Source organism: Spirosoma gilvum, assembly GCF_054776815.1.
Map to the genome: position 1 here is coordinate 99212 of NZ_BAAHBH010000012.1, position 19965 is coordinate 119176.

Consider the following 19965-nt stretch of genomic DNA (forward strand, 5'->3'; position numbering starts at 1 on the left):
CCAGCTCTAACAGCCTAAATTCTCAACTTGCATGGATAATTTTAATATTAACCGCCGTCAATTTATACAGGGATCAACCGCTTCGCTGGCACTTTCGACCTTTGGTGCCCGAGGACTGGATTTAATTAACCCACCAAAAGCATACCGTGTTGCTTTGATCGGTACCGGCTGGTACGGCAAAAGTGATTTGTTTCGGTTGATTCAGGTAGCGCCCGTCGAGGTTGTTGCCCTCTGCGACGTTGACAAACATATGCTTGACTATGCCGCTAAAATGGTCAGCCAACGGCAAAAATCCGGCAAGACGCCCAAACTTTACGGCGACTATCAGAAGATGCTGGCTGAAAATCAGTTGGATATTATCCTGATCGGCACACCCGACCACTGGCATGCCCTGCAAATGATCGATTGCGTGAAAGCGGGCGCAAACGTCTATGTGCAGAAACCAATCAGCGTCGACGTAATGGAAGGCGAAGCCATGGTAGCGGCAGCGCGTAAATACAACAAAGTTGTACAGGTGGGAACACAGCGCAAAAGTACCCCTCACCTGATCGAAGCCAAGAAGCGAATCGTTGATGCCGGATTGCTCGGTAAAATATCGCACGTGGAGATGTCCTGCGATCTGCACATGCGAAATAACGGTAATCCACCCGTACAGGCCGTTCCTGACTTTCTCGATTACAACATGTGGACTGGTCCAGCTCCGCTCCGTCCTTATGATGGCTTGCCTCACGTTCGCTGGTGGCGGACTTTTATGGAATACGGCAACGGGATCACGGGCGATATGTGCGTGCATATGCTCGATACCGTTCGCTGGATGCTGAATCTTAAGTGGCCCAAGCGAATTAGCTCACACGGTGGTATTTATGTGCAGAAAGAAGGTAAGTCGAACATTTCCGATACGCAGTCGGCCCTGTTTGAATACGATGAACTGAACTGTGTATGGCACCATAAAACCTGGGGAACGGCAAACAACCCTGATTATCCCTGGTCATTCACGCTGTATGGCGAAAAAGGTACCCTGTGGGGCAGTACCATGCAGGCCGATTTTATTCCGGATGGAAAAGGGGAAAAAATTCACTTCGACGTTGTGTACGAGAAAGAGAAGTATCCCGAAGATGTTACGGAAGATACCAACCCAAAAATTGAGTTGAACGCAGCTCCGGCAACACGTCTGCATATGCTCAACTTCCTGGATGCCATCGAACGGAACGGTCGGCCAGTTGCTGATATCGAAGAGGGTCACATCTCGACCGCTAGTTGTATCCTGGCCAACATGGCGATGAAAACGGGACGACCAATGGTATACGATCCGGTGAAGCGCGAAGTGGTTGGCGACAAAGAGGCAACCAAAATGCTGGCCCGCGAGTATCGTTCACCATACGTTCATCCCGATCCGAAGAAAGTGTAAAGCTATCGGATAAGTTAGAACCTATAAATTCCGGGGTTGTATTCAACGAATTAACGTTAATTCGTTGAATACAACCCCGGAATTTATAGGTTCTATGAAGAAATAAAATCCAGGTAGTTATCCCGATTGATAACCGATAGGGTGGCATTGGGATAAGCCTGCTGAAACGCTTTTGGAAAACGGACGGAATTAGTATGCCACTTTATTTCGAAAGCATTTAACTGCCCATTCGTTTCTTCCAGCCAATCAAGATCCTGCTGATCGTAGGTTCGCCAAAAGTATGGTACGGCCTGACTGCGTAAATAACCGTTGCGTTTAAGCCGCTCGGAAATTAGATAGTTCTCCCATAAAGCCCCTACATCCTGCCGTTGTGGTATCAAAGCGAAGTTATTAATGAGTGCGTTGCGGATACCATTATCAAAAAAATACCATTTCGAACTCTTGGTGACTTCTTTCCGTAAGTTATTGCTGTACCCACCCAGACGGAATAGAATAAATACCTTCGTAAATAAATCCAGGTAACGGACAACCGTATTTCGGTCAATTTGTAATTGTCGGCTCAGTTCATCGTATGATACCTCATTGCCAACCTGATAAGCCACTAGCTGTAATAGTTGAAGCATTTTCTGGGCATTCCGCACCTGTTCAAAGAGTAGAATGTCTTTTAACAAATAGGATGAAACCAATCCTTTGAGGTACTCAATACGGTCGGTGGTATTCTCCATTAGAACAACATCCGGGTAACTGCCAAATACTAACCGATCATCGAGATGCTGGCGAGTTTGTAAATAGGTCTCTGTCGTACCTAACTCTAACTGCGCTAGTGGATATAAGGTATAGGTCAATTGACGACCTACTAACGGCTCACCTGTCCGATTCGTTAAGTCGAAGGCAGAGGAGCCAGTTGCCAGAATGGTTAAATCAGGAAACGAATCAATAAGAAGTTTCAGCGCTTTACCCACTTCAGGAATCACCTGTGCTTCGTCGATGAGCAGAAGTTGTGTATTACCCAGCCAACGCTGATAGTTTGCAACGCGCCGGTCACTTAACAATTCAGCCGTACTGAGGTCATCGCCATTAAGCACAAGTTTAGATCCTTTGTAAAACTCGGCCAATTGGTTCATCAGGACTGTTTTACCCACGCGCCGAGCCCCCGTTAGTAGCAATACTTTATTGCTCTTTAACTGTGCCTGTAGTGTATTAAATAATACCCGTTGTACTAACATAACCTAAATTCCATGAGTTTATTCAACGAATTAACGTTAATTCGTTGAATAAACTCATGGAATTTACAGTTTTTTAACCTAACGCCACTAATTCCTTCAGTTCGGCGTCGCTTAGATCGCCGAGCCAGGTTTCGCCGGTTTTGACACTGAGGTCGGCCAGTTCTTTTTTGCTGCGGATCATGGCATCGATCTTTTCTTCCATGGTCCCCTGGTTGATGAGTCGATATACCAGCACGTTTTTGGTTTGCCCAATACGGAATGCCCGGTCGGTCGCCTGGGCCTCTACAGCTGGATTCCACCACAAATCATAATGGATGACGTGATTGGCCTGGGTGAGGTTAAGTCCGGTTCCACCCGCTTTGAGCGATAGGATAAAGGTATGGTCACTCCGGTTTTTCTGGAACTGTTCCACCATTTGGTCGCGTTCGGCGCGGGAGGTTCCTCCATGCAGAAACAGGGGAGGAGTGCCAAAGGTTTGCTGAATAAATTGAGATAACAACGCGCCCATTTCCTGATACTGGGTAAAAATGAGCACTTTTTCGTGGCTGGCGTAGATGTTCTCGAGTAGGTTCAGTAACAGTGTCGTTTTACCGGATAAGGCAGGTGCATCGGCCCCTTGTTTAAGATACTGACGCGGGTGGTTGCCGATTTGCTTCAGAGCGGTCATCAGCTTCAGGACCAGCCCTCGACGGGCAATGCCGTCTTTTTGCTGAATAGCTCGCAGGCTCTCTTGCACCACACTTTCATACAAAGCAGCCTGCTCGGAGGTGAGCGTACAGAACTGGTTATTCTCAATCTTATCAGGTAAGTCACTGATAATGCTTCGATCGGTTTTGACCCGACGAAGCAGAAAAGGGCTTGTGATACGACGGAATTGATCAAGCTTCTGGTGGTCGCGTTCCTGCTGGATGGGCTTGCCAAACTCCTCGTTAAATTTGCCTACTCCACCCAGATAACCTTTGTTCACGAAATCCATAATGCTCCAGAACTCCGACAGTCGGTTTTCGACGGGGGTACCACTCAGCGCAATTCGGATCGGAGCTTTTAGGGCTTTGACGGCCTTGGTTTGTTCGGTGTCTGAATTTTTAATGTTCTGTGCTTCGTCGATGATAACGACTGCCCAGTTGGTTTTCTTCAGTTTGTCGAGATCAGACCGCACCACGCCATAGGTGGTTAAGAGCAGATCGTAGTCAGCAGCCTTATCGTCGGGAAGTTTACGGCTGGAACCGTGGTAGATCAATGGCCGAAGATCGGGCGCAAAGCGGGCTATTTCTTTTTGCCAATTGGTTAGCAAGGTTGTTGGCAATACGACCAGCCCTTTTTGTTTTTTGAACCGACCTTCCTGTTTGAATTTGAGCAGGAGTGCTATGATCTGCAATGTTTTACCCAGCCCCATATCATCGGCCAGTAGACTTCCCATGCCGAGAGACGTATTTTTCATCAGCCAATCGTAGCCCCGCTGTTGGTAGGGGCGTAATGTGGCATGAAGAGCATCAGGTAGAGGTTGGGAGGCACTTTCGGTAAACTGTTTGACGAGGGTTCTGACCTCTGCCGATAAACCCAATCGCCCGCCCTTGTATTCTTCGGCTAGGGCTGCTTTAAGCAGTTCAGAGCCTGTCAGTTCGGGTGGGTTTTCGAGCTGCTTGTAGAGTTTTGTGAGTTCGTTGGGATCGATCAGGACGTACTGGTCTTTGATTTTGACCAGCCCCGTTGTTCGACCCACCAGCTTCTGGAATTCGTTTACGCTGATCATCTCCTCGCCGAGCGCCACCTGCCAGTCAAATGTCAGCATGTCATCTAGTCGCATAAAGGCATTATCAGCCGTCACTTTCGCCTTTAGTCGACCACCTGCCTGCGGACGAACCCAGTGCTGGAGCGACTTAGGTAACCAGAGCGAAATGCCCAGCAACTGCATGCGTGGTAAGGTTTCGAGCAAGACTTCCACAAACAGGCTGGGGGAGTAAGTCAGATACGACGGACCACCCATTTTGGTTAACCGGGCCAAATCCGGGAAGTGTCGCGACAACACCAGTAAATCCTGCAAAACAGCCATCCGAATTCCCTGATGTTTCTTTTTGGTCAGCAGATCAGGGAGGGGAATAGGTGGTTCCAGGGTACCTTTAGCCGTTTTCGATTCACGGTCGCGGATGAGCAAACTTAGCCGGAATTCGTCGCCAAAAGGAGCATCCCCCCGGTCATTGTCTTCAACAGCCACAATCGGCACAAATCGCTTGTGAGTCAGGAAGAAGTCGTTGAGCCAGAGCTGTATCGCCAGCGGCATTTCCTTTCGGCCGAACCCCTCAAACCGTAAGGTTTCAATACCAAAGAAGAGCCGGTCGGCATCTTCCAGGGGCCATCGTTCCCAAAGTTCGATGGTCGTTGGCTTGATAACCCGCCGTAAAAACAGCGAACAAAGCGTTAAGATCAATTGCTCGCCCGGTAAGGCCAGCCATTCTTTTTGCCAACGAACCGTCAGCAGAGTTGGCGGGATTTGCGAAGACAGAAACCCGGTTTGCTGCTTAACGACCTCATTGAGCATGGCCGGTATCCAACGAACACGGTACTGATCTTCTGAAGGCGTAACCCGCAGTAATTGCGGCACTACGGCACCCCGACGCAGCAACGCAGCCGAAAACTGATGCGTGAGATAAAGTGCCCGGACCGAGTCGCTCATTTCGGGCCAGTCGGCTTCGGTAAGCGTGCCAATCCAGCCCACCAGGTCGCTCATTTTGAATCGACTCAGCGGACGAGGTTCACCATGTTCGCTAAAAATATTGATCTTTTTGACCGACATGGTCTCATCCAGTTGCAGCTCGATGCTATCGCTGAAGTCAGGTCGTTCGTCGGGAGGTGACGATTTTTCGTCGGATAAGGACTTGCTGAATAGTTTATAGGCTCGGCTTAACGATTTATGGAAATCGCCTTTGGTAAATGTTACGTCGGTGGACAGCAAGCCTAATAATTGCTCCGATAAGGCAGGGATAGTCGCATAATCCAGGCGGGTCCGAGCAGCTTCCAAGGGCTGCCAGTCTTCGTCGTCGGGTAGCTCGTCGGTACAGATGTCTTTGAACGACAAAACCTGGCTCATACTGCCCCCCATTACATCGACCTGATCTTTTTGGAGTTCTTCGAGTATGTCTAGTCCTTTTAGCTGGAAAACCAGAAACGGATTCCGGTCAATCTCATTGGCAATCGTATAGATAACGGCGGCTACATGTTTACACGGAACGGCAAAGTCAGGACAGGAGCAGCCCATGGCCAGATCCCGAAACGATGCCGGAAACAGTTGAATACCCCGACGATTGACGAATTCCGTCAGTTCGGGAGGTAGCTGTCGATTCAGAAGCTGGGCCAGTGTTGCCGGATTTTCGCGAATTTCAGTCAAAAGCCAGGACCGTTCCTGCTCGGTGAACAGCGGTACCGATAGCTTTATTTTATAGGGTCGGGGAGCCGTTCCTTTGACGGAGGCACTGATTTGATTGGTCGAGATAAGCAGGCCCATCACAGCCCCTTTGTTGGCGTAGCTTTTTCCTCGTGGCAGGCGATTGGCCATGTCAATGCTTGCCAGAGCATTAAGCCATTTCTGACCCCACCACGTTTTGCCGTAAGCGATCCGTTCTGCCATTTATTGCCGAAAACAATTAATTCGGGTACAAAAAGAGATGATTCAGGGTTTTACAAACTGCTATACCTGTGCTGTCGTTGACCAGGCATGGCTTTTTGTGTAACGATTTAACAACTAAAATCGCGTAGTTGTGTATGAATAAGCGAAGATTCTTTGCCTACTGTGATGGAATTTTGTCTAACAGCTTCGCAAAACCTGCCCGGTCATCAACAAACAGAGAAAGTTGGTTTACGTTCTTTTGGATGCCATACGGTCCTTTAAAACCAATGGGTTGATTGAAGGTTAGCAGAACATTAGGAGCGGTTAAGAAGGCGCCGTTCTGAAGCCCTGGCTTTTTAGCAGGTTTTTCGCTTATCCAGGATATAGCAGTAATGTGCTCGCGCGGGACAGTAGCTCGCCAGCGTATACCTAGCCGCAGATGTAGATGATTGTTGGTGAGATAAGATGGTCGTTTGAGCGTTGCTACGAGGTCCGCTACGAAAAAAAGCATGCCGTAACCGCTTAGCACAGTGATCCAAAAAGCTGTATCAGCACTCCAGCGACTAATCAGCAAATGCGTGGCAACACCTTCGATGAGACCAACAAGCAATAAACCAAGTTGAAGGGCAAGCTGCCCTGACTGGCGGTGGGTGGTTAAGTCATGAGCGCCATCGGGTAGGTCGGATCGAAGCCGCCATCCCATAAACGTATAATAAACTACCAACCCTTCGCCCAGGATAAATCCGGCTCCACGATTACCAAAAACAACGGCCAGGCTGTCGTGTAAAGCCGTTTCAAAATCGGTTGTCGGGCGCAGTCGACGGTAGGTTTGTACGATCGTGCGAATTCGGGCAACGGCAATGACCAGAACGGTCCCTTCTGCTAATACGAGCAAGGTTGGCCATACATAGGCAGATGGCAAAGCGGTTTCGGGTAAAATAGCCAGGGCTACACGTACCATAAACAGCGCAACAAGAATCAATCGGCTGTTCGCCAGTCGAAATGGGCGGGCAATAAGCCCGTAAAATAAACCGACCGTTACAAAAACCAGATCGAAAAGTATCGCCAGCGAAATTCCTGTTGGGTGCAATCGAAACGCTGTACTGTGTAGAACCGTTACTTCTACCCACAAAAGCAACCCTGTTAACAGTAAAAAAGCAGCTACTCGGATGGGAAGTACAAAAGAAGGAGAAGCCATAAGTAGAAAAAAGCCGCTAATGAAGCCGTTCGTTTTTCTGCAAGTTACCCTAAAAACATACAACTAGCAGATAGTCAGTTACCAACTGGGCTTAATACGCTATTTTTTGGATCGTATCAGGATATGGCATAAACCAGAAAAGAATTAGACGGCTATTCGCTCACTTTCCTAAAGCTTTACCATCAGTTAGTAGTTCTTTTTGTTTACTTTTACTTAGGTACGTTCGTCAGTCACACCCGTATTTTGTATGGTTCTGAACACTCCTGCTACTGATACGCCACTAGGCCGAGGGATTAAACACATAGGTATTGGGAAATACGGGAGTAAGCCACTACCGCCTGACTTGCTGGCCGAATGTCGTACGGCACTTACCGACCCGATGAGCCATCCTCTACAACGGGGCGCTTTCCTGGGCTCACTGCTGGCCAAAGGACCGACACCTGAAGAGCGAACGCTGGAAGAGGTAATCGGGAAAGATGCGTTTTCACATGCCACGTTCTTTATCAATAAAGTCTGCCCCGAACTACCCGACCGGCTATTGCCCATCGCTACAAAACTGATTCGGGGAGGAAATCTGCAGGTAACGGAAGCTGAGCAACTGGGCGATTATCTGTTCGGAGAGGGTGATTGTGAAACATTTCGAGCACTGGCCGCCAGTATCCTACGCGTTCGTCACGAAACCAATGATGAATACCTGGGGCTTATGCGAGCGGCTGAGCGAACCTTTTCACCCGGATTTGGTCCGATGAGTTGCGCCGATCGTCCACTGGTTCAACTCGCTGAGCCGTTTGACGGTGTCGAAAATAGTTACCTGATCACGCCCTTGCTGGCTCAGCTTTTCCAGAAACGGGGTTATGGGGCCGTATCGCTGGTTGGTCGGTCGGGAGGACCAAAATTTACGCTCAATGCGCTGGACTTATACATGCATCTGGGCTGTCAGTTTCTGCAAAGCAACCATGAACTGGATACCCCTCTGAATAACTACGGATGGGTACTGGACCAAAAAGCACTATCTCCTGCCTTGAACCGATGGGTTGACCGTCGGCAGATTATCATCAAACGCCCGTTCCTGGCGACCCTCGAAAAAGTGCTGAATCCCTGCCACGCTCAAATTTTAGTGACGTCGGTATTTCACATTACATACCAGATGAAAATGGCCGAACTGGCTTTGATGGCAGGCTTTGATGGGGTTATAGTCCTTAAGCGTGGTCGGGAAGGGAGTCTGGCTCCGTCCACGAGCCGGGCGAGCGGGGTTTTGTGCGCCGTCAGGACGCCTAAAGGGCATTTGTTCTTTCAGCATTTTGAAGGCGATGCGCCAGCCTTTACGGCATTCAGAACTCAGACCGAAACCGAACATGAACAGCCGCAGGCGCTTGAAAACGCCCGGTTGGTGCGCCAGTTTATGAACGAAGGCCGTACGGCAGATGCTGACTTCGACAATCGGGTTCACTTTGCGCAGGCGCTCTACCGGCGTGGCCTCGACTGGATTGAAGGGCAATTGCGCTAAACGTAGCCGTTCGTCGTTTAATTTCTTCCATTCATCCAAAATAGGCCCGGAAAGCACCTCTAGGTGCCTCTTTGGATAAAATACAACCTGAAAACACACGTTTAAGGTGTAAGATATTGGAACAGTAAACGACAGCTAAAGGATGATTGGGCGCAACGAAAATCTCGTTGCGCCCATTTTTTTATTGTTCCACCGTACCTTTGTGAATTATGACAGACGTAGTAATCATTGGCGGTGGAATCGTTGGACTGGCAACCGCTTTGCAATTGAAACAACAGCGACCGCAACTAACGGTTATCCTGCTTGAAAAAGAGGCATTTGTAGCGCGTCATCAGACCGGGCATAACAGCGGTGTTATTCACTCAGGACTATATTATAAACCGGGTAGCCTGAAAGCAACCAATTGCATTCGTGGGTATCAGATGCTAATCGATTTCTGCGATGCCGAAGGAATTCCTTATGATCTGTGCGGCAAAATAGTGGTAGCGACGAAGCCGGAAGAGGTTCCTCAACTGGACGTTCTGTATCAGCGTGGTCAGCAAAATGGTTTAGGAGGGCTAAAAAAATTGTCACTGTCCGAACTACGGGAGATTGAACCGCATGTTAATGGGGTAGCCGGTATGTTCGTTCCGCAAACGGGTATTATCGATTACAAGCAGGTGGCTGAGAAATACGCTAGTAAATTTCAGAGCCTAGGCGGTGAAATCCGGTTCAACGAGCGGGTTGAACAGGTTACGCCCGGTAACAGCCTGAGTATTGTAGTAACGGACAAAGGTCGTTACGAAACCAAACTCGTCGTAAACTGCGCCGGACTGTATTCCGATAAGATCGCCCAGCTTACTCAACGCGATCCTGTCAATGTACGGATCGTACCGTTTCGGGGAGAATATTATCAGATCAAACCGCAGAAAGAGTATCTCGTCAAAAACTTGATTTATCCCGTTCCAGACCCTAACTTTCCCTTCCTGGGGGTTCACTTCACTCGCATGATTCACGGTGGGGTAGAAGCCGGACCCAATGCCGTACTGGCGTTTCAGCGCGAAGGTTATAAAAAGTCAGATATTAATCTGAAAGAGCTATTTGAAACCCTTTCGTGGCCGGGCTTTCAGAAAGTGGCGGCTAAGTACTGGGAAACCGGCCTGGGCGAAATGTATCGTTCGTTTTCTAAAGCGGCCTTTACTAAAGCATTACAGGCATTAATCCCCGAAATTCAGGAAGCCGATCTGGAGCCGGGTGGTGCTGGCGTTCGCGCTCAGGCCTGCGACCGTACGGGCGGATTGCTGGATGATTTTGCTATTCTGGAAACCGATAAAGCCATCAACGTAGTGAATGCACCTTCGCCAGCGGCAACCTCTTCCTTATCAATCGGCAAAACGGTATCGGAGAAAGTGCTGGCTCGCTTTTAATCGGTACAATCGTACTTAGTAGCTTACAGACTTAACGGCTGAATAGTCGCTTGAAACCATGCCTGCACCGTTTCAAGCGAGTGTTTACCCGATGCTACATCGAGTGTGAATTGAGTTAATGGTTCATCAGCCATAACTAAATCATGGCCATTAAGCTGGAGAAACAATAAAGCCGCTTCTAATCCTGTACGTTTATTACCATCCTGAAAAATGTGGTTGCAGATGATATTATACATGTACAAACCCGCTTTCTGATAAATTTCTGGATAAAGAGGCTGGCCAAACATATCCGCTTTTACCGCTTCCAACAAGTAATCTAAATTTTCCTCGTGCAGAAAATTACTGGGTGGGACAAAATTGCCACCGACATGCTGAATGGTTAAAAAGTTGATGTATAATATGTCCTCCTTCTCCAGATACTCCATTACGCCAGGGCTTTAAATACGTTTTCGTACCGCTTGAAATCCCGTTTGATAATAGCATCTACTTTTGCCTTCCGGTCAGATTGGGCAGTGTCTTCCTGAACAATCTCGCGTATGATGTCTTTAAAAAATGCTTTGTTTTCCTGCATCATTTCGCGGATAATTCCTTTAACCTCCTCTTTCTCTGTTGGTGTCATAGCTCTGGCATTTTTACAAAGATAGTAACAGTAGATTAGGTTGGGAGGTTCTGCTTAGTTGGCCGAACAATGCGGGGTAAATTGAGTTTTCTATGAAAGTAATGTTTGTTTGAAAACTGCTTATCATTCATGAAAACTATCAATCAAATTGACGCGCTGGATACACCTTCTGACCTGAAGGAGAAAGGCCGGGAAAAAGTGGCTGAAGCCCTGAATCGACTTGTTGCCGATGCATTTGCCCTCTATATCAAGACGAAAAACTACCATTGGCACGTATCGGGTCGTCATTTCCGCGATTACCACCTGCTGCTCGATGAACAGGCCGATCAGATTTTTGCGACCATCGATCCACTCGCCGAACGGGTTCGGAAAATTGGCGCCAACACCATCCGCTCGGTTGCGCACATCGCGCAGTTGCAGCGGGTGAAAGACAACGACGAGGACTTTGTGAAGCCTATTGATATGCTCAAGGACCTGGAAGCCGAAAATCGGAAAATGGCAAAAAACATGCGCGATGCTCACCAGATTGCCGATGATGCCGAAGATGTAGCCACGGCCAGTCTACTTGAGGTATTTATTGATGAAACCGAACGGCGTACCTGGTTCCTGTTCGAAACTAGCCGGGATTTGAATTAATTGTCAAGGATGGTCAGGCATTGTCAAAAGTAGCTTAGTACAATACTTGACTACTCCTGACGATGCCTGACCATCCTTGACCAATTTTTGCGGTCGTCTTTTCCAGTAATAAATTGGGAAAGACGACCGCTTTGTTTAAGTTGGCCGCATGAAAGTCCGACCATCCGCACTAATCTGGCGACAAAATGCCAGCCAAACTGAAGTACTACTCATGCGCTATTCCTACGGTGAGCAAGATGTATTTGCTTTACCTGGTGGTAGCCCCGACCGGAATGAAACCTTACCTGAAACGATTATCCGGGAAATTCAGGAAGAACTAGGCGTTTCGGTCGACGTCGGAGAAATGATTCTAGCGGGTGAAATGCTCCTTTCGCAGCGAAACGACGATGTACTCCATGTTGTCTTTGCCGGACGAAACCTTCAGGGCGTTCCTGCCTTAAATCCGGCCGAAACCACGGCGCTTGAACTGGTCTGGAAACCAGTTACTGAATTGCCACAGCTTAATATGTACCCAAACGTTGGGAAGCAGATTCAGGATTGGTTTGAGAGCGCTGTAGATTTGGGATATGTAGGAAGAATTGAACAGCAGTACTTTGGCTAATATAACGAGTTTATTCTTATGCTTCTAGATGTTCTAAATACGCTGTTTCAGCGCGATCTAGCTAAATTAAGGCAGGAAATCAGCTTGTATAAAGACGAAAAAAACATTTGGGTAGTCGACAAGAGTATTGCCAATTCGGCGGGTAACCTGTGCCTGCATCTGATTGGTAATTTAAACACCTATATCGGTGCTGAGTTTGGCAAAACGGGCTACGTTCGGCACCGCGATCTTGAATTTTCGCTAAAGGATATTCCCCGAACTGAACTTCTGGCGAAAATTGACGAGACCATGATCGTCGTTGAGAAAGGGCTTTCGAACGTGACCGAAGAACAGCTTGCCGACGAATACCCCATGCTGGTTTTCGACAAGCCCACTTCAACGGAATACTTTCTCGTTCACTTAACGACGCACCTCACCTATCACCTTGGCCAGATCAATTACCATCGACGGTTGCTTGATGTGTAATCGGAGTGGGAGCACTCAATAAACTGCCGACAATCATACCAACTGTACTGGCTAGTAATCCCCAAAGCAGGGGTGGATAGTCGCTTTGCTGCCACAGACAGACTAGCCAGACCACAAAGCCAATAGTCATGGAGCAAAGACAGCCGATTAACGTAGCGCGTTTCCAGTAAATACCGGCGGCTAGTGGCACGAATAACGATACCAGACTAAAAGCCGACGATTCGCCGACCAGATCAAAAATATTAGTGTCGCGCGTTGTGCTCATCAGTACGCAAACAACTGTGATCACAACGACTGCCCAACGGATCGTTTTGAGCAGAGCCGCATCACTAATATCAGGCCGGAAGAATTTCACCACGTTCTCGCCAAAAACGGTTGAAGGAGCCAGAATCGCTCCGCTCGATACGCTCAAAATGGCCGAGGTTACAGCACCAAAAAACAGAATCTGTAACGGTAAGCTCCCATGCCGCATCACCATGTTGGGAATGATCAGCTGGTTGTCTTTTGGCAAATCGGGGTGGAGTAGTTTAGCGCTCAAGGCAATAAAAAGCGGGAGCATGGCAATGGTCAGATACATACCCGAAGCCAAATAGGAAGCTCGAACCGAAATCGTCTCTGATTTTGCCGACATAACCCGTTGAAAAACGTCCTGCTGAGGAATCGACCCAAGCCCGATAGTTATCCAGGCCGCTATATACGCCAGCCAATCTTTACCAGTTGTATTGGGCAGTAGGCGGAAAAAATCAGGTGAAGTACGCTGGCGAATAGTTTCCCAACCACCGACATCGTTCCAAAGTAAAACCGCCAGCACGGCCAGCGCCAGAATGATGATGAGATTGTGAAAGAAATCCGTTACAGAAATCGACCACATACCGCCTAGGAGCGTATAAATCATAACAATGGCGGCACTGGCCATGATGCAGTATTCGCGCGGCACGTCCGTCACAACGCTCAACACAATGCCAATAGCGACCAATTGAGCGGCAATCCAACTGAAATAGGATGGAATCACCATAACAGCCGATAGCAGTTCGGCAGCCCGCCCGTAACGAATACGGAAATAATCGCAAAAGGTTGTGATGTTGAGTCGATACAGGGGCCGGGCGAAAAAAGCGCCTACCAGAAAAAGGCATAATGCCGAGCCAAACGGCTCTTCGATCACAGCCAGAAACCCACCTTCGACAAACATGGCCGGAGCGCCCATAATGGTCTCTGAACCAAACCAGGTAGCAAACGTCACGGAAGCTGCCAGAAATAAAGGCAATCCCCGGCCTGCCAGAATAAAATCCTGTGAGGTAGTCACGCGCCGGGCCGCCCAGGCGCCAACCGCTACATTGGAGAGAAGGTAAAGAGCTATGAAAAAGAGGAGCATATCAGAACAGTAGGAACTACCAAAACTACATAAACAGGTAATAAAAATTCCGTAAGCAGTCGAAAGAAATCAACGGCTTACGGAACGGTTATGACACTATGCGTATTTGATTACAGCTTAAGCGTAGATGGCAGATACTTGGCGATCAGGTCTTCGTAATAAGGCTTCAGGTCGCTTACGACGGGCGGCTTTGGGCTTTTCGAGTACAAATCATATGGATTGAATTTCCGTACCCATTTGAACATCTCATGGTCGTGCTCGTCCATCAGGTGGTTGTACGATTCTTCCCGGTGTTGCGAGTAGAATGAGTGGTACCGCATCATGTACAGTGCCGGTTCGGGCATGTAGTTTTTCATCATCTGATACAGGTACTCGTCGTGCCCCCACGACATATGTACGTTGCGAAGGCCGCAGTTGGGCTCATAAACGCCGTACTTTGTATTGTATCGCTCGTCCTGGCTGTCAGGGTTATTGGCAAAGAACTCAGGATAGACAATTCGATCAGAATGCTTGCAGCCAACGGGGAAAGTATCGCCAACCACTGCCCACTGGGGTTCGCCAAACAGACACAGTACTTTACCCATATCATGCAGAAAACCCGTCAGCACGAACCAATCGGGATGACCATCGGCACGAATTGCTTCGGAGGTTTGGAGTAAGTGCTGAAGCTGATCCAGATCGGTATCTGGGTCTGAATCATCGACCAGCGTATTCAGAAACTCGGCAACGCCCCAAACCGGCAGTTCTTTCTTATCGAATTTTAAAAACTCCCGCTCTTTTTCCAGCACAAAATCATACGTCTGGTAGGTATGATTCAGTCGATAAAACTCCCGAACGGTATCACGCTCGGGCGTGTCGTAGTTTCGGTAGTCGTCTTTCGATTTGTGTTCTGGCTGAGGGTAACGACTCAGAACATCATCTTCCCATACATCGAGACTGGCAAGGGGGGCGTTTTCGCTAATCATGATCGATAAAAAAGTTAACTAACAAATTTCGAAAATTTATTCCTGTAAACCAATACGATAGCGCAAAGGTTGAGCCAGAACTTATTATTGGGTCAGCTCATCCAGCGTCAGTATATCGGCCAATTCGGTAGGATAGGTAGTTGCTAAAATCCTAAGTACGGCTGCCGCGTTGGTTTTATTGTCGGCTTTATTGGAAAAGTAGGCCATCAAAAAATTTTTATCCGGGATGGATACTACAAAATTGTTGAAGCCACAGGTGCTTCCCGAATGAAATAAAACCGGATTTGATGGCTGACGAAAAAACCAGCCTGCTCCATAATAACTGCCTGGATTAGACCGAATGGCTTGCTCAGTTCGGGCCAAAACGGCCTTCAAATCAAGCAGTCTATTGGTACGTAACGCATCAATCCATTTTTTGTAATCGGTCAGAGACGTATACACGCCACCGTCGCCTTTCGTTGCACTCGTAACGCTCTGATCCGAAAAAACATAGGCTGCCCCTTTTTTACGATAACCCATAGCACGATTGGCAATCGGTTTTCCGGCTTCGTAAACGGTTGAGTGCGTCATGTTCAGCGGCTTAAAAATCCGCTCTTTTATAAATAGTTGAAACGAATGCCCCGATACCCGTTCAATAAGCAGAGCTAATAGGCAATAGCCCGAATTACTGTACCGAAACGCACTACCCGGCTCAAAATAGAGTGAATCACGGTCTTTCAGGAGTGTAAGCACATCGGCATCCAAAAGCTGCTCGCGCTGATTCGGATTCATTACGGTTTCATAATCCAGTATGCCCGACGAATGAGTCAGCAGGTTCCGAATTTGTACTTTTCGGCCAACCTGCCCGTTGAACTCCGGAAAGAATCGGATCAGTGGATCGTCCAGCGATAGTTTACCGTCTTTCTCCAGTAGTAAGATTCCCATAGCCGTAAACTGCTTGGAAACAGACGCCATTCGAAAAGCGGTTTCGGGCGTAATCGGCGCTTTGGTTACTACGTTGGCTGTGCCAGCGCCTGACTGGTAAATGACTTTTCCGCCGATTTCGACTAATAAAGCGGCACCTGGCTGGCCCGACTGGGTAGTAGCCTGCATCAGCGAGTCAAGCCGTTCGTGCAGTTGTGCCATAGCCGCTGTAGATACCAGCAGTAGCCCCGCCATCAGGAATTTTAGCATGTACCTCTACCAGAAGACTGTATACAATACAGCCAAAATACTGAAAATTCCGACGGAGCCAACCACAAAAGATGGGGTTACTTTGAACAAACTCTTGTCAACAATAATCTCATTACCAGTTTTGTGGCTGGCTGGGTCGGTTAAGGATACGATCACCATCAGCACAATATCAATGCAGAAAACCCAGGTGGTTCGGTGAAGAAACGGAATCGGATCGGCCTCAACACCGACCATACTCATCACTTCTGGCCAGAATTTTAACAGCGTGGAGAAAGGTAGGGTTAGAATGGCCACGGTCAGAGCGGCACGATTGGTAGCGCGTTTCCAGAAAAAGCCGAGTAGAAAAATGGCGAATATGCCAGGGGTAACAAAGTTGGTATATTCCTGTATGTATTGGTATACCTGATCCAGCGACCGGAGCATAGGAGCAATAGCAATGGCAATCGCAAATGATACGATTACTGCCCATCGCCCCACATTGACCAGCTTTCGATCGGAAGCATTTTTATCGACGTACTTTTTGTAGAGATCGAGCGTAAAAATGGTTGAGATCGAATTGCATTTGCTGGCTAACGACGCGACAATAGCCGCTGTTAGTGCCGCAAACGCCAGCCCTTTCATACCAACGGGCAGAAGGTTCATGAGTACAGGGTAAGCATGATCGGGTTTTACGACACCAGATGCATCGGTCATGGCTTCGCGAAAAGGGCCGGTTTGGTAAAGAACAAAAGCGGCAATCCCCGGTATCACTACGATCAGCGGAATCATCAACTTTAAAAAGGCGGCAAATAAAATCCCTGTTCGGGCAGTTTTCAGGTCAGCCCCCAGAGCGCGTTGAACGATATATTGGTTACAACCCCAGTAGTACAAATTATTGAGCCACATGCCGCCTGTCACCAGCGCCATACCTGGCAATACATCATAATAAGGATGGCCTTTAGGGAAAAACATATGAAAATGATCGCCTGCCTGTTTCCGAAGCGATAATAATCCATCCCAAACGTTAGCTGTACTCATTCCTGCTTTGCCTGTTTCCTGCGAAACCAGCTCCAAGGCTAGATACGTAACGACTAAACCACCTAAAATCAGGACAAGCACCTGAACAACATCGGTATAGCCAATTACCTTCATTCCCCCGAGTGTAATAAAAATGGCGAAAACGGCTAGGCAAATCGTGCAGATTGTAAAGGGAATTCCGACCAGCGATTCGATGGCAATAGCGCCCAGATAAAGAATGGAAGCCAGGTTTACCAATACGTAAACGACGAGCCAGAACACCGCCAGAATTGTACTAACGGTATCGCTGTACCGTTGGGCCAGAAACTGGGGCATGGTGTAAATGTGATTTCGGAGGTAAATCGGGATAAAAAATACGGCTACAATGATCAGTACAGCGGCTGCAAACCATTCGTACGATGAAATGGCTAGTCCCATGGCGAAGCCCGAACCTGCCATCCCTATAAAATGCTCCGCTGATATGTTCGAGGCTATCAGGGAGGCCCCAATAGCCCACCAGGTTAATGAACCTTCGGCCAGAAAAAAGTCAGTTGTACTCATCTGGGCCGACCGCTTTCGCTGATAGACCCAGTATCCGTAACCGACAACAATAATGAAATAAACAAAGAAGACGATGTAATCGGCCGTAGCGAGGTGATTCATGTAGTGGGTAATAAAAAAACGAGGTGACTTGTCACTAAAGCAAGTCACCTCGTTTTTTTAACGTAACGCGGACATCTTGTCCGCATTGCAAGGGCAATCGAGTGTATCAACAATGCGGACAAGATGTTGGTACGCCAGCCCGGTCGCGTTACAGCTTACTGAAATCAAACGTCTCCAGGAAGGCTGTTGTGAATTTTCCGGATTGGAATCCCGGATCGTCCATCAGCTTGATATGGAACGGAATCGTCGTTTTAATGCCTTCAATGACAAACTCCTGTAATGCCCGTTTCATACGTGTAATCACTTCTTCCCGCGATTGGCCCGAAACGATCAGCTTCGCAATCATCGAGTCGTAGTTTGGGGGAATGGTATAACCGCTGTAAACGTGGCTGTCGATCCGAACGCCGTGACCACCGGGGAAGTGTAGATTGGTAATCTTACCGGGCGATGGCCGGAAACCATTAGCTGGATCTTCCGCGTTGATGCGGCATTCCATCGCATACAGTTTCGGTGTATAATTTCGGCCCGAAATTTCAGCCCCGGCTGCTACTTTGATCTGCTCTTTGATCAGGTCGAAGTCGGTTACTTCTTCGGTAATGGGGTGCTCTACCTGAATCCGGGTGTTCATCTCCATGAAATAGAACTTCCCGTGCTTGTCGACCAGAAATTCGATGGTACCGGCGCCTTCGTAACCAATAGCCTGGGCACCTTTGATGGCGGCATCGCCCATTTGCTGCCGAAGTTCGTCCGAAACGATAGGGGAGGGCGTCTCTTCGACCAGCTTCTGGTGGCGACGCTGAATGGAACAGTCGCGTTCCGACAGGTGGCAAACTTTACCATATTGATCGCCTACAATCTGAATCTCGATATGGCGAGGCTCTTCAACGAATTTTTCCAGATACAGGCCGTCGTTGCCAAAAGCGGCACCGGCTTCGGTACGGGCATCATGCCAGGCTTTTTCAAAATCGGCTTCTGATCGTATAATCCGCATACCACGACCACCGCCACCAGCCGTAGCTTTGACTATGACCGGATAGCCCATTTCAGCCGACAGTTTTTTGCCCTGCTCAATGGATTCGAGCAGTCCTTCAGAGCCTGGAATTACCGGAACACCAGCCGCTCTCATCGTGGCTTTAGCAGTGGCCTTATCGCCCATGCTGTTGATCTGCTCGGCAGTGGCACCAATAAACTTGATGCCATAATCGGCGCATATTTGCGAAAATTCGGCGTTTTCCGACAAAAAGCCGTAGCCTGGATGGATAGCATCGGCCCCGGTTACTTCGGCCGCTGAAATAATATTAGGAATGCTAAGATACGATTGCTTGCTTACCGGCGGACCAATACAAACAGCCTCATCAGCAAAACGTACGTGCAAGCTATCGCGGTCGGCCGTTGAAAAAACAGCCACCGTTTTAATGCCCATTTCGCGGCAGGTACGGATAATTCGCAACGCGATTTCCCCCCGGTTGGCGATAAGAATTTTCTTGAACATAGACAATTGAGTGAATGAGTGAATGAGTGATTGAGTGAATAAGCTGACGCATGGTTTTCACTCAATCACTCATTCACTCAATCGCTAATTAGATGGGTTCTACCAGGAACAGCGGCTGGTCATACTCAACGGGCGTCGCATTTTCGACAAGCACTTTGACAATGCGGCCCGATACTTCTGATTCAATTTCGTTGAAGAGCTTCATGGCCTCAATGATGCAGACTACTTTACCCTCGGTGATGCTGTCGCCCACTTCGACAAACGAAGGCGTTTCAGGATTCGATGACCGGTAGAACGTACCAATCATCGGCGACTTGATGGTGATGTAGTTTGAGGTATCCGCCTTAGGCGTGGCTACCGGTGTTGGGGTAGCGGGTTGAGCTACGGCCTGCGGTTGCGCAACTGGAGCTTGCACTGCGGCAGGTGCAATGGCCGGAGCTGCTACGGGAGCCATGGCAGGAGCACCAGAACCATACCGTTTAACACTGATTTTCAGGTCGTTTGTTTCGATGTTGACCTCGTCCAGACCCGACTGAGAAATGAAGTCAATAAGTTGCTGTATGTCTTGGGTTGTCATAGTTTGGTAGTCACACAGTTGAATGAGTGATCGGTAGGTTAGGAATAGAAAAGGGAT

Annotated in this window: 17 protein-coding genes; 6 read left to right on the top strand and 11 right to left on the bottom strand. The window is 48.4% G+C overall.

The genetic code is table 11. The features are described 5' to 3' along the window. Window positions 1–31 precede the first annotated feature (31 nt). Complete coding sequence (locus tag ACYVFD_RS27660) at window positions 32–1408, top strand: Gfo/Idh/MocA family protein (RefSeq protein ID WP_461093765.1); 1377 nt, start codon at window positions 32–34, stop codon at window positions 1406–1408. 92 nt (window positions 1409–1500) lie between these two features. Here the strand turns inward: ACYVFD_RS27660 and ACYVFD_RS27665 are convergent, their stop codons facing one another. The 3 genes from ACYVFD_RS27665 to ACYVFD_RS27675 all read right to left on the bottom strand — a co-directional run bounded on the left by ACYVFD_RS27665 (window position 1501) and on the right by ACYVFD_RS27675 (window position 7436). Continuing rightward, on the bottom strand, window positions 1501–2634 hold the full coding sequence (locus ACYVFD_RS27665; protein ID WP_461093766.1) for an ATP-binding protein: 1134 nt from the start codon (window positions 2632–2634) through the stop codon (window positions 1501–1503). A 73-nt stretch (window positions 2635–2707) separates the two neighbouring features. Continuing rightward, window positions 2708–6259 (bottom strand): SNF2-related protein, encoded by a 3552-nt coding sequence (locus ACYVFD_RS27670; protein WP_461093767.1) that lies wholly within the window; start codon window positions 6257–6259, stop codon window positions 2708–2710. A 157-nt stretch (window positions 6260–6416) separates the two neighbouring features. Then, window positions 6417–7436 (bottom strand): hypothetical protein, encoded by a 1020-nt coding sequence (locus ACYVFD_RS27675; RefSeq protein ID WP_461093768.1) that lies wholly within the window; start codon window positions 7434–7436, stop codon window positions 6417–6419. A 247-nt stretch (window positions 7437–7683) separates the two neighbouring features. On the opposite strand from ACYVFD_RS27675, the gene ACYVFD_RS27680 reads away from it, so the two are divergent. Together ACYVFD_RS27680 and lhgO are read left to right on the top strand one after the other, a co-directional pair. Further along, window positions 7684–8943 carry an anthranilate phosphoribosyltransferase gene (locus ACYVFD_RS27680; protein WP_461093769.1) on the top strand — a complete coding sequence of 420 codons (1260 nt, stop codon included), beginning with the start codon at window positions 7684–7686 and terminating at the stop codon, window positions 8941–8943. Between the two features lie 209 nt (window positions 8944–9152). After that, window positions 9153–10349 carry an L-2-hydroxyglutarate oxidase gene (lhgO, locus tag ACYVFD_RS27685; protein ID WP_461093770.1) on the top strand — a complete coding sequence of 399 codons (1197 nt, stop codon included), beginning with the start codon at window positions 9153–9155 and terminating at the stop codon, window positions 10347–10349. Between the two features lie 23 nt (window positions 10350–10372). On the opposite strand, the gene ACYVFD_RS27690 is transcribed toward lhgO, so the two are convergent. Next, window positions 10373–10774 carry a type II toxin-antitoxin system death-on-curing family toxin gene (locus ACYVFD_RS27690; RefSeq protein ID WP_461093771.1) on the bottom strand — a complete coding sequence of 134 codons (402 nt, stop codon included), beginning with the start codon at window positions 10772–10774 and terminating at the stop codon, window positions 10373–10375. Continuing rightward, the gene (locus tag ACYVFD_RS27695) at window positions 10774–10968 is read right to left on the bottom strand and encodes a hypothetical protein (protein ID WP_461093772.1); all 195 of its coding nucleotides are present in this window, start codon (window positions 10966–10968) and stop codon (window positions 10774–10776) included. The genes ACYVFD_RS27690 and ACYVFD_RS27695 overlap by 1 nt, the downstream gene beginning before the upstream one ends. A 129-nt stretch (window positions 10969–11097) precedes the next feature. On the opposite strand from ACYVFD_RS27695, the gene ACYVFD_RS27700 reads away from it, so the two are divergent. The 3 genes from ACYVFD_RS27700 to ACYVFD_RS27710 all read left to right on the top strand — a co-directional run bounded on the left by ACYVFD_RS27700 (window position 11098) and on the right by ACYVFD_RS27710 (window position 12670). Next, window positions 11098–11604, top strand: a complete 507-nt coding sequence (locus tag ACYVFD_RS27700) for a Dps family protein (protein ID WP_461093773.1) — start codon at window positions 11098–11100, stop codon at window positions 11602–11604. Between the two features lie 148 nt (window positions 11605–11752). After that, a complete protein-coding gene (locus ACYVFD_RS27705; RefSeq protein ID WP_461093774.1) occupies window positions 11753–12205 on the top strand; it encodes an NUDIX hydrolase in 453 nt (150 codons plus the stop codon). Window positions 12206–12223: 18 nt separating this feature from the next. Then, window positions 12224–12670, top strand: coding sequence for a DinB family protein (locus ACYVFD_RS27710; RefSeq protein ID WP_461093775.1), 447 nt, complete (start codon window positions 12224–12226; stop codon window positions 12668–12670). Here the strand turns inward: ACYVFD_RS27710 and ACYVFD_RS27715 are convergent. From ACYVFD_RS27715 to accB, 6 genes are all read right to left on the bottom strand, one after another. After that, entirely contained in the window at window positions 12639–14042 is a 1404-nt protein-coding gene (locus ACYVFD_RS27715) for a high affinity choline transporter 1 (RefSeq protein ID WP_461093776.1), read from the bottom strand. The genes ACYVFD_RS27710 and ACYVFD_RS27715 overlap by 32 nt on opposite strands. Window positions 14043–14152: 110 nt before the next feature. Next, entirely contained in the window at window positions 14153–15007 is an 855-nt protein-coding gene (locus ACYVFD_RS27720) for an inositol oxygenase family protein (RefSeq protein ID WP_461093777.1), read from the bottom strand. Between the two features lie 84 nt (window positions 15008–15091). After that, on the bottom strand, window positions 15092–16180 hold the full coding sequence (locus tag ACYVFD_RS27725) for a serine hydrolase domain-containing protein (RefSeq protein WP_461093778.1): 1089 nt from the start codon (window positions 16178–16180) through the stop codon (window positions 15092–15094). Window positions 16181–16186: 6 nt separating this feature from the next. Continuing rightward, window positions 16187–17839: a sodium/sugar symporter gene (locus tag ACYVFD_RS27730; protein ID WP_461093779.1), complete on the bottom strand. Its 1653-nt coding sequence runs from the start codon at window positions 17837–17839 to the stop codon at window positions 16187–16189. A gap of 148 nt (window positions 17840–17987) precedes the next feature. After that, entirely contained in the window at window positions 17988–19331 is a 1344-nt protein-coding gene (gene accC, locus ACYVFD_RS27735) for an acetyl-CoA carboxylase biotin carboxylase subunit (RefSeq protein ID WP_461093780.1), read from the bottom strand. Between the two features lie 88 nt (window positions 19332–19419). Beyond that, complete coding sequence (gene accB, locus ACYVFD_RS27740) at window positions 19420–19908, bottom strand: acetyl-CoA carboxylase biotin carboxyl carrier protein (RefSeq protein WP_461093781.1); 489 nt, start codon at window positions 19906–19908, stop codon at window positions 19420–19422. Window positions 19909–19965: the final 57 nt, after the last annotated feature.

What these genes read in the sequence shown, in the direction of transcription:
- accC (WP_461093780.1), bottom strand. Translation starts at nt 19,331, where the DNA reads ATGTTCAAGAAAATTCTTATCGCCAACCGGGGGGAAATCGCGTTGCGA.
- ACYVFD_RS27705 (WP_461093774.1), top strand. Translation starts at nt 11,753, where the DNA reads ATGAAAGTCCGACCATCCGCACTAATCTGGCGACAAAATGCCAGCCAA.
- ACYVFD_RS27725 (WP_461093778.1), bottom strand. Translation starts at nt 16,180, where the DNA reads ATGCTAAAATTCCTGATGGCGGGGCTACTGCTGGTATCTACAGCGGCT.
- ACYVFD_RS27675 (WP_461093768.1), bottom strand. Translation starts at nt 7,436, where the DNA reads ATGGCTTCTCCTTCTTTTGTACTTCCCATCCGAGTAGCTGCTTTTTTA.
- lhgO (WP_461093770.1), top strand. Translation starts at nt 9,153, where the DNA reads ATGACAGACGTAGTAATCATTGGCGGTGGAATCGTTGGACTGGCAACC.
- ACYVFD_RS27710 (WP_461093775.1), top strand. Translation starts at nt 12,224, where the DNA reads ATGCTTCTAGATGTTCTAAATACGCTGTTTCAGCGCGATCTAGCTAAA.
- ACYVFD_RS27715 (WP_461093776.1), bottom strand. Translation starts at nt 14,042, where the DNA reads ATGCTCCTCTTTTTCATAGCTCTTTACCTTCTCTCCAATGTAGCGGTT.
- ACYVFD_RS27670 (WP_461093767.1), bottom strand. Translation starts at nt 6,259, where the DNA reads ATGGCAGAACGGATCGCTTACGGCAAAACGTGGTGGGGTCAGAAATGG.
- ACYVFD_RS27665 (WP_461093766.1), bottom strand. Translation starts at nt 2,634, where the DNA reads ATGTTAGTACAACGGGTATTATTTAATACACTACAGGCACAGTTAAAG.
- ACYVFD_RS27680 (WP_461093769.1), top strand. Translation starts at nt 7,684, where the DNA reads ATGGTTCTGAACACTCCTGCTACTGATACGCCACTAGGCCGAGGGATT.
- ACYVFD_RS27690 (WP_461093771.1), bottom strand. Translation starts at nt 10,774, where the DNA reads ATGGAGTATCTGGAGAAGGAGGACATATTATACATCAACTTTTTAACC.
- ACYVFD_RS27660 (WP_461093765.1), top strand. Translation starts at nt 32, where the DNA reads ATGGATAATTTTAATATTAACCGCCGTCAATTTATACAGGGATCAACC.
- ACYVFD_RS27700 (WP_461093773.1), top strand. Translation starts at nt 11,098, where the DNA reads ATGAAAACTATCAATCAAATTGACGCGCTGGATACACCTTCTGACCTG.
- accB (WP_461093781.1), bottom strand. Translation starts at nt 19,908, where the DNA reads ATGACAACCCAAGACATACAGCAACTTATTGACTTCATTTCTCAGTCG.
- ACYVFD_RS27695 (WP_461093772.1), bottom strand. Translation starts at nt 10,968, where the DNA reads ATGACACCAACAGAGAAAGAGGAGGTTAAAGGAATTATCCGCGAAATG.
- ACYVFD_RS27730 (WP_461093779.1), bottom strand. Translation starts at nt 17,839, where the DNA reads ATGAATCACCTCGCTACGGCCGATTACATCGTCTTCTTTGTTTATTTC.
- ACYVFD_RS27720 (WP_461093777.1), bottom strand. Translation starts at nt 15,007, where the DNA reads ATGATTAGCGAAAACGCCCCCCTTGCCAGTCTCGATGTATGGGAAGAT.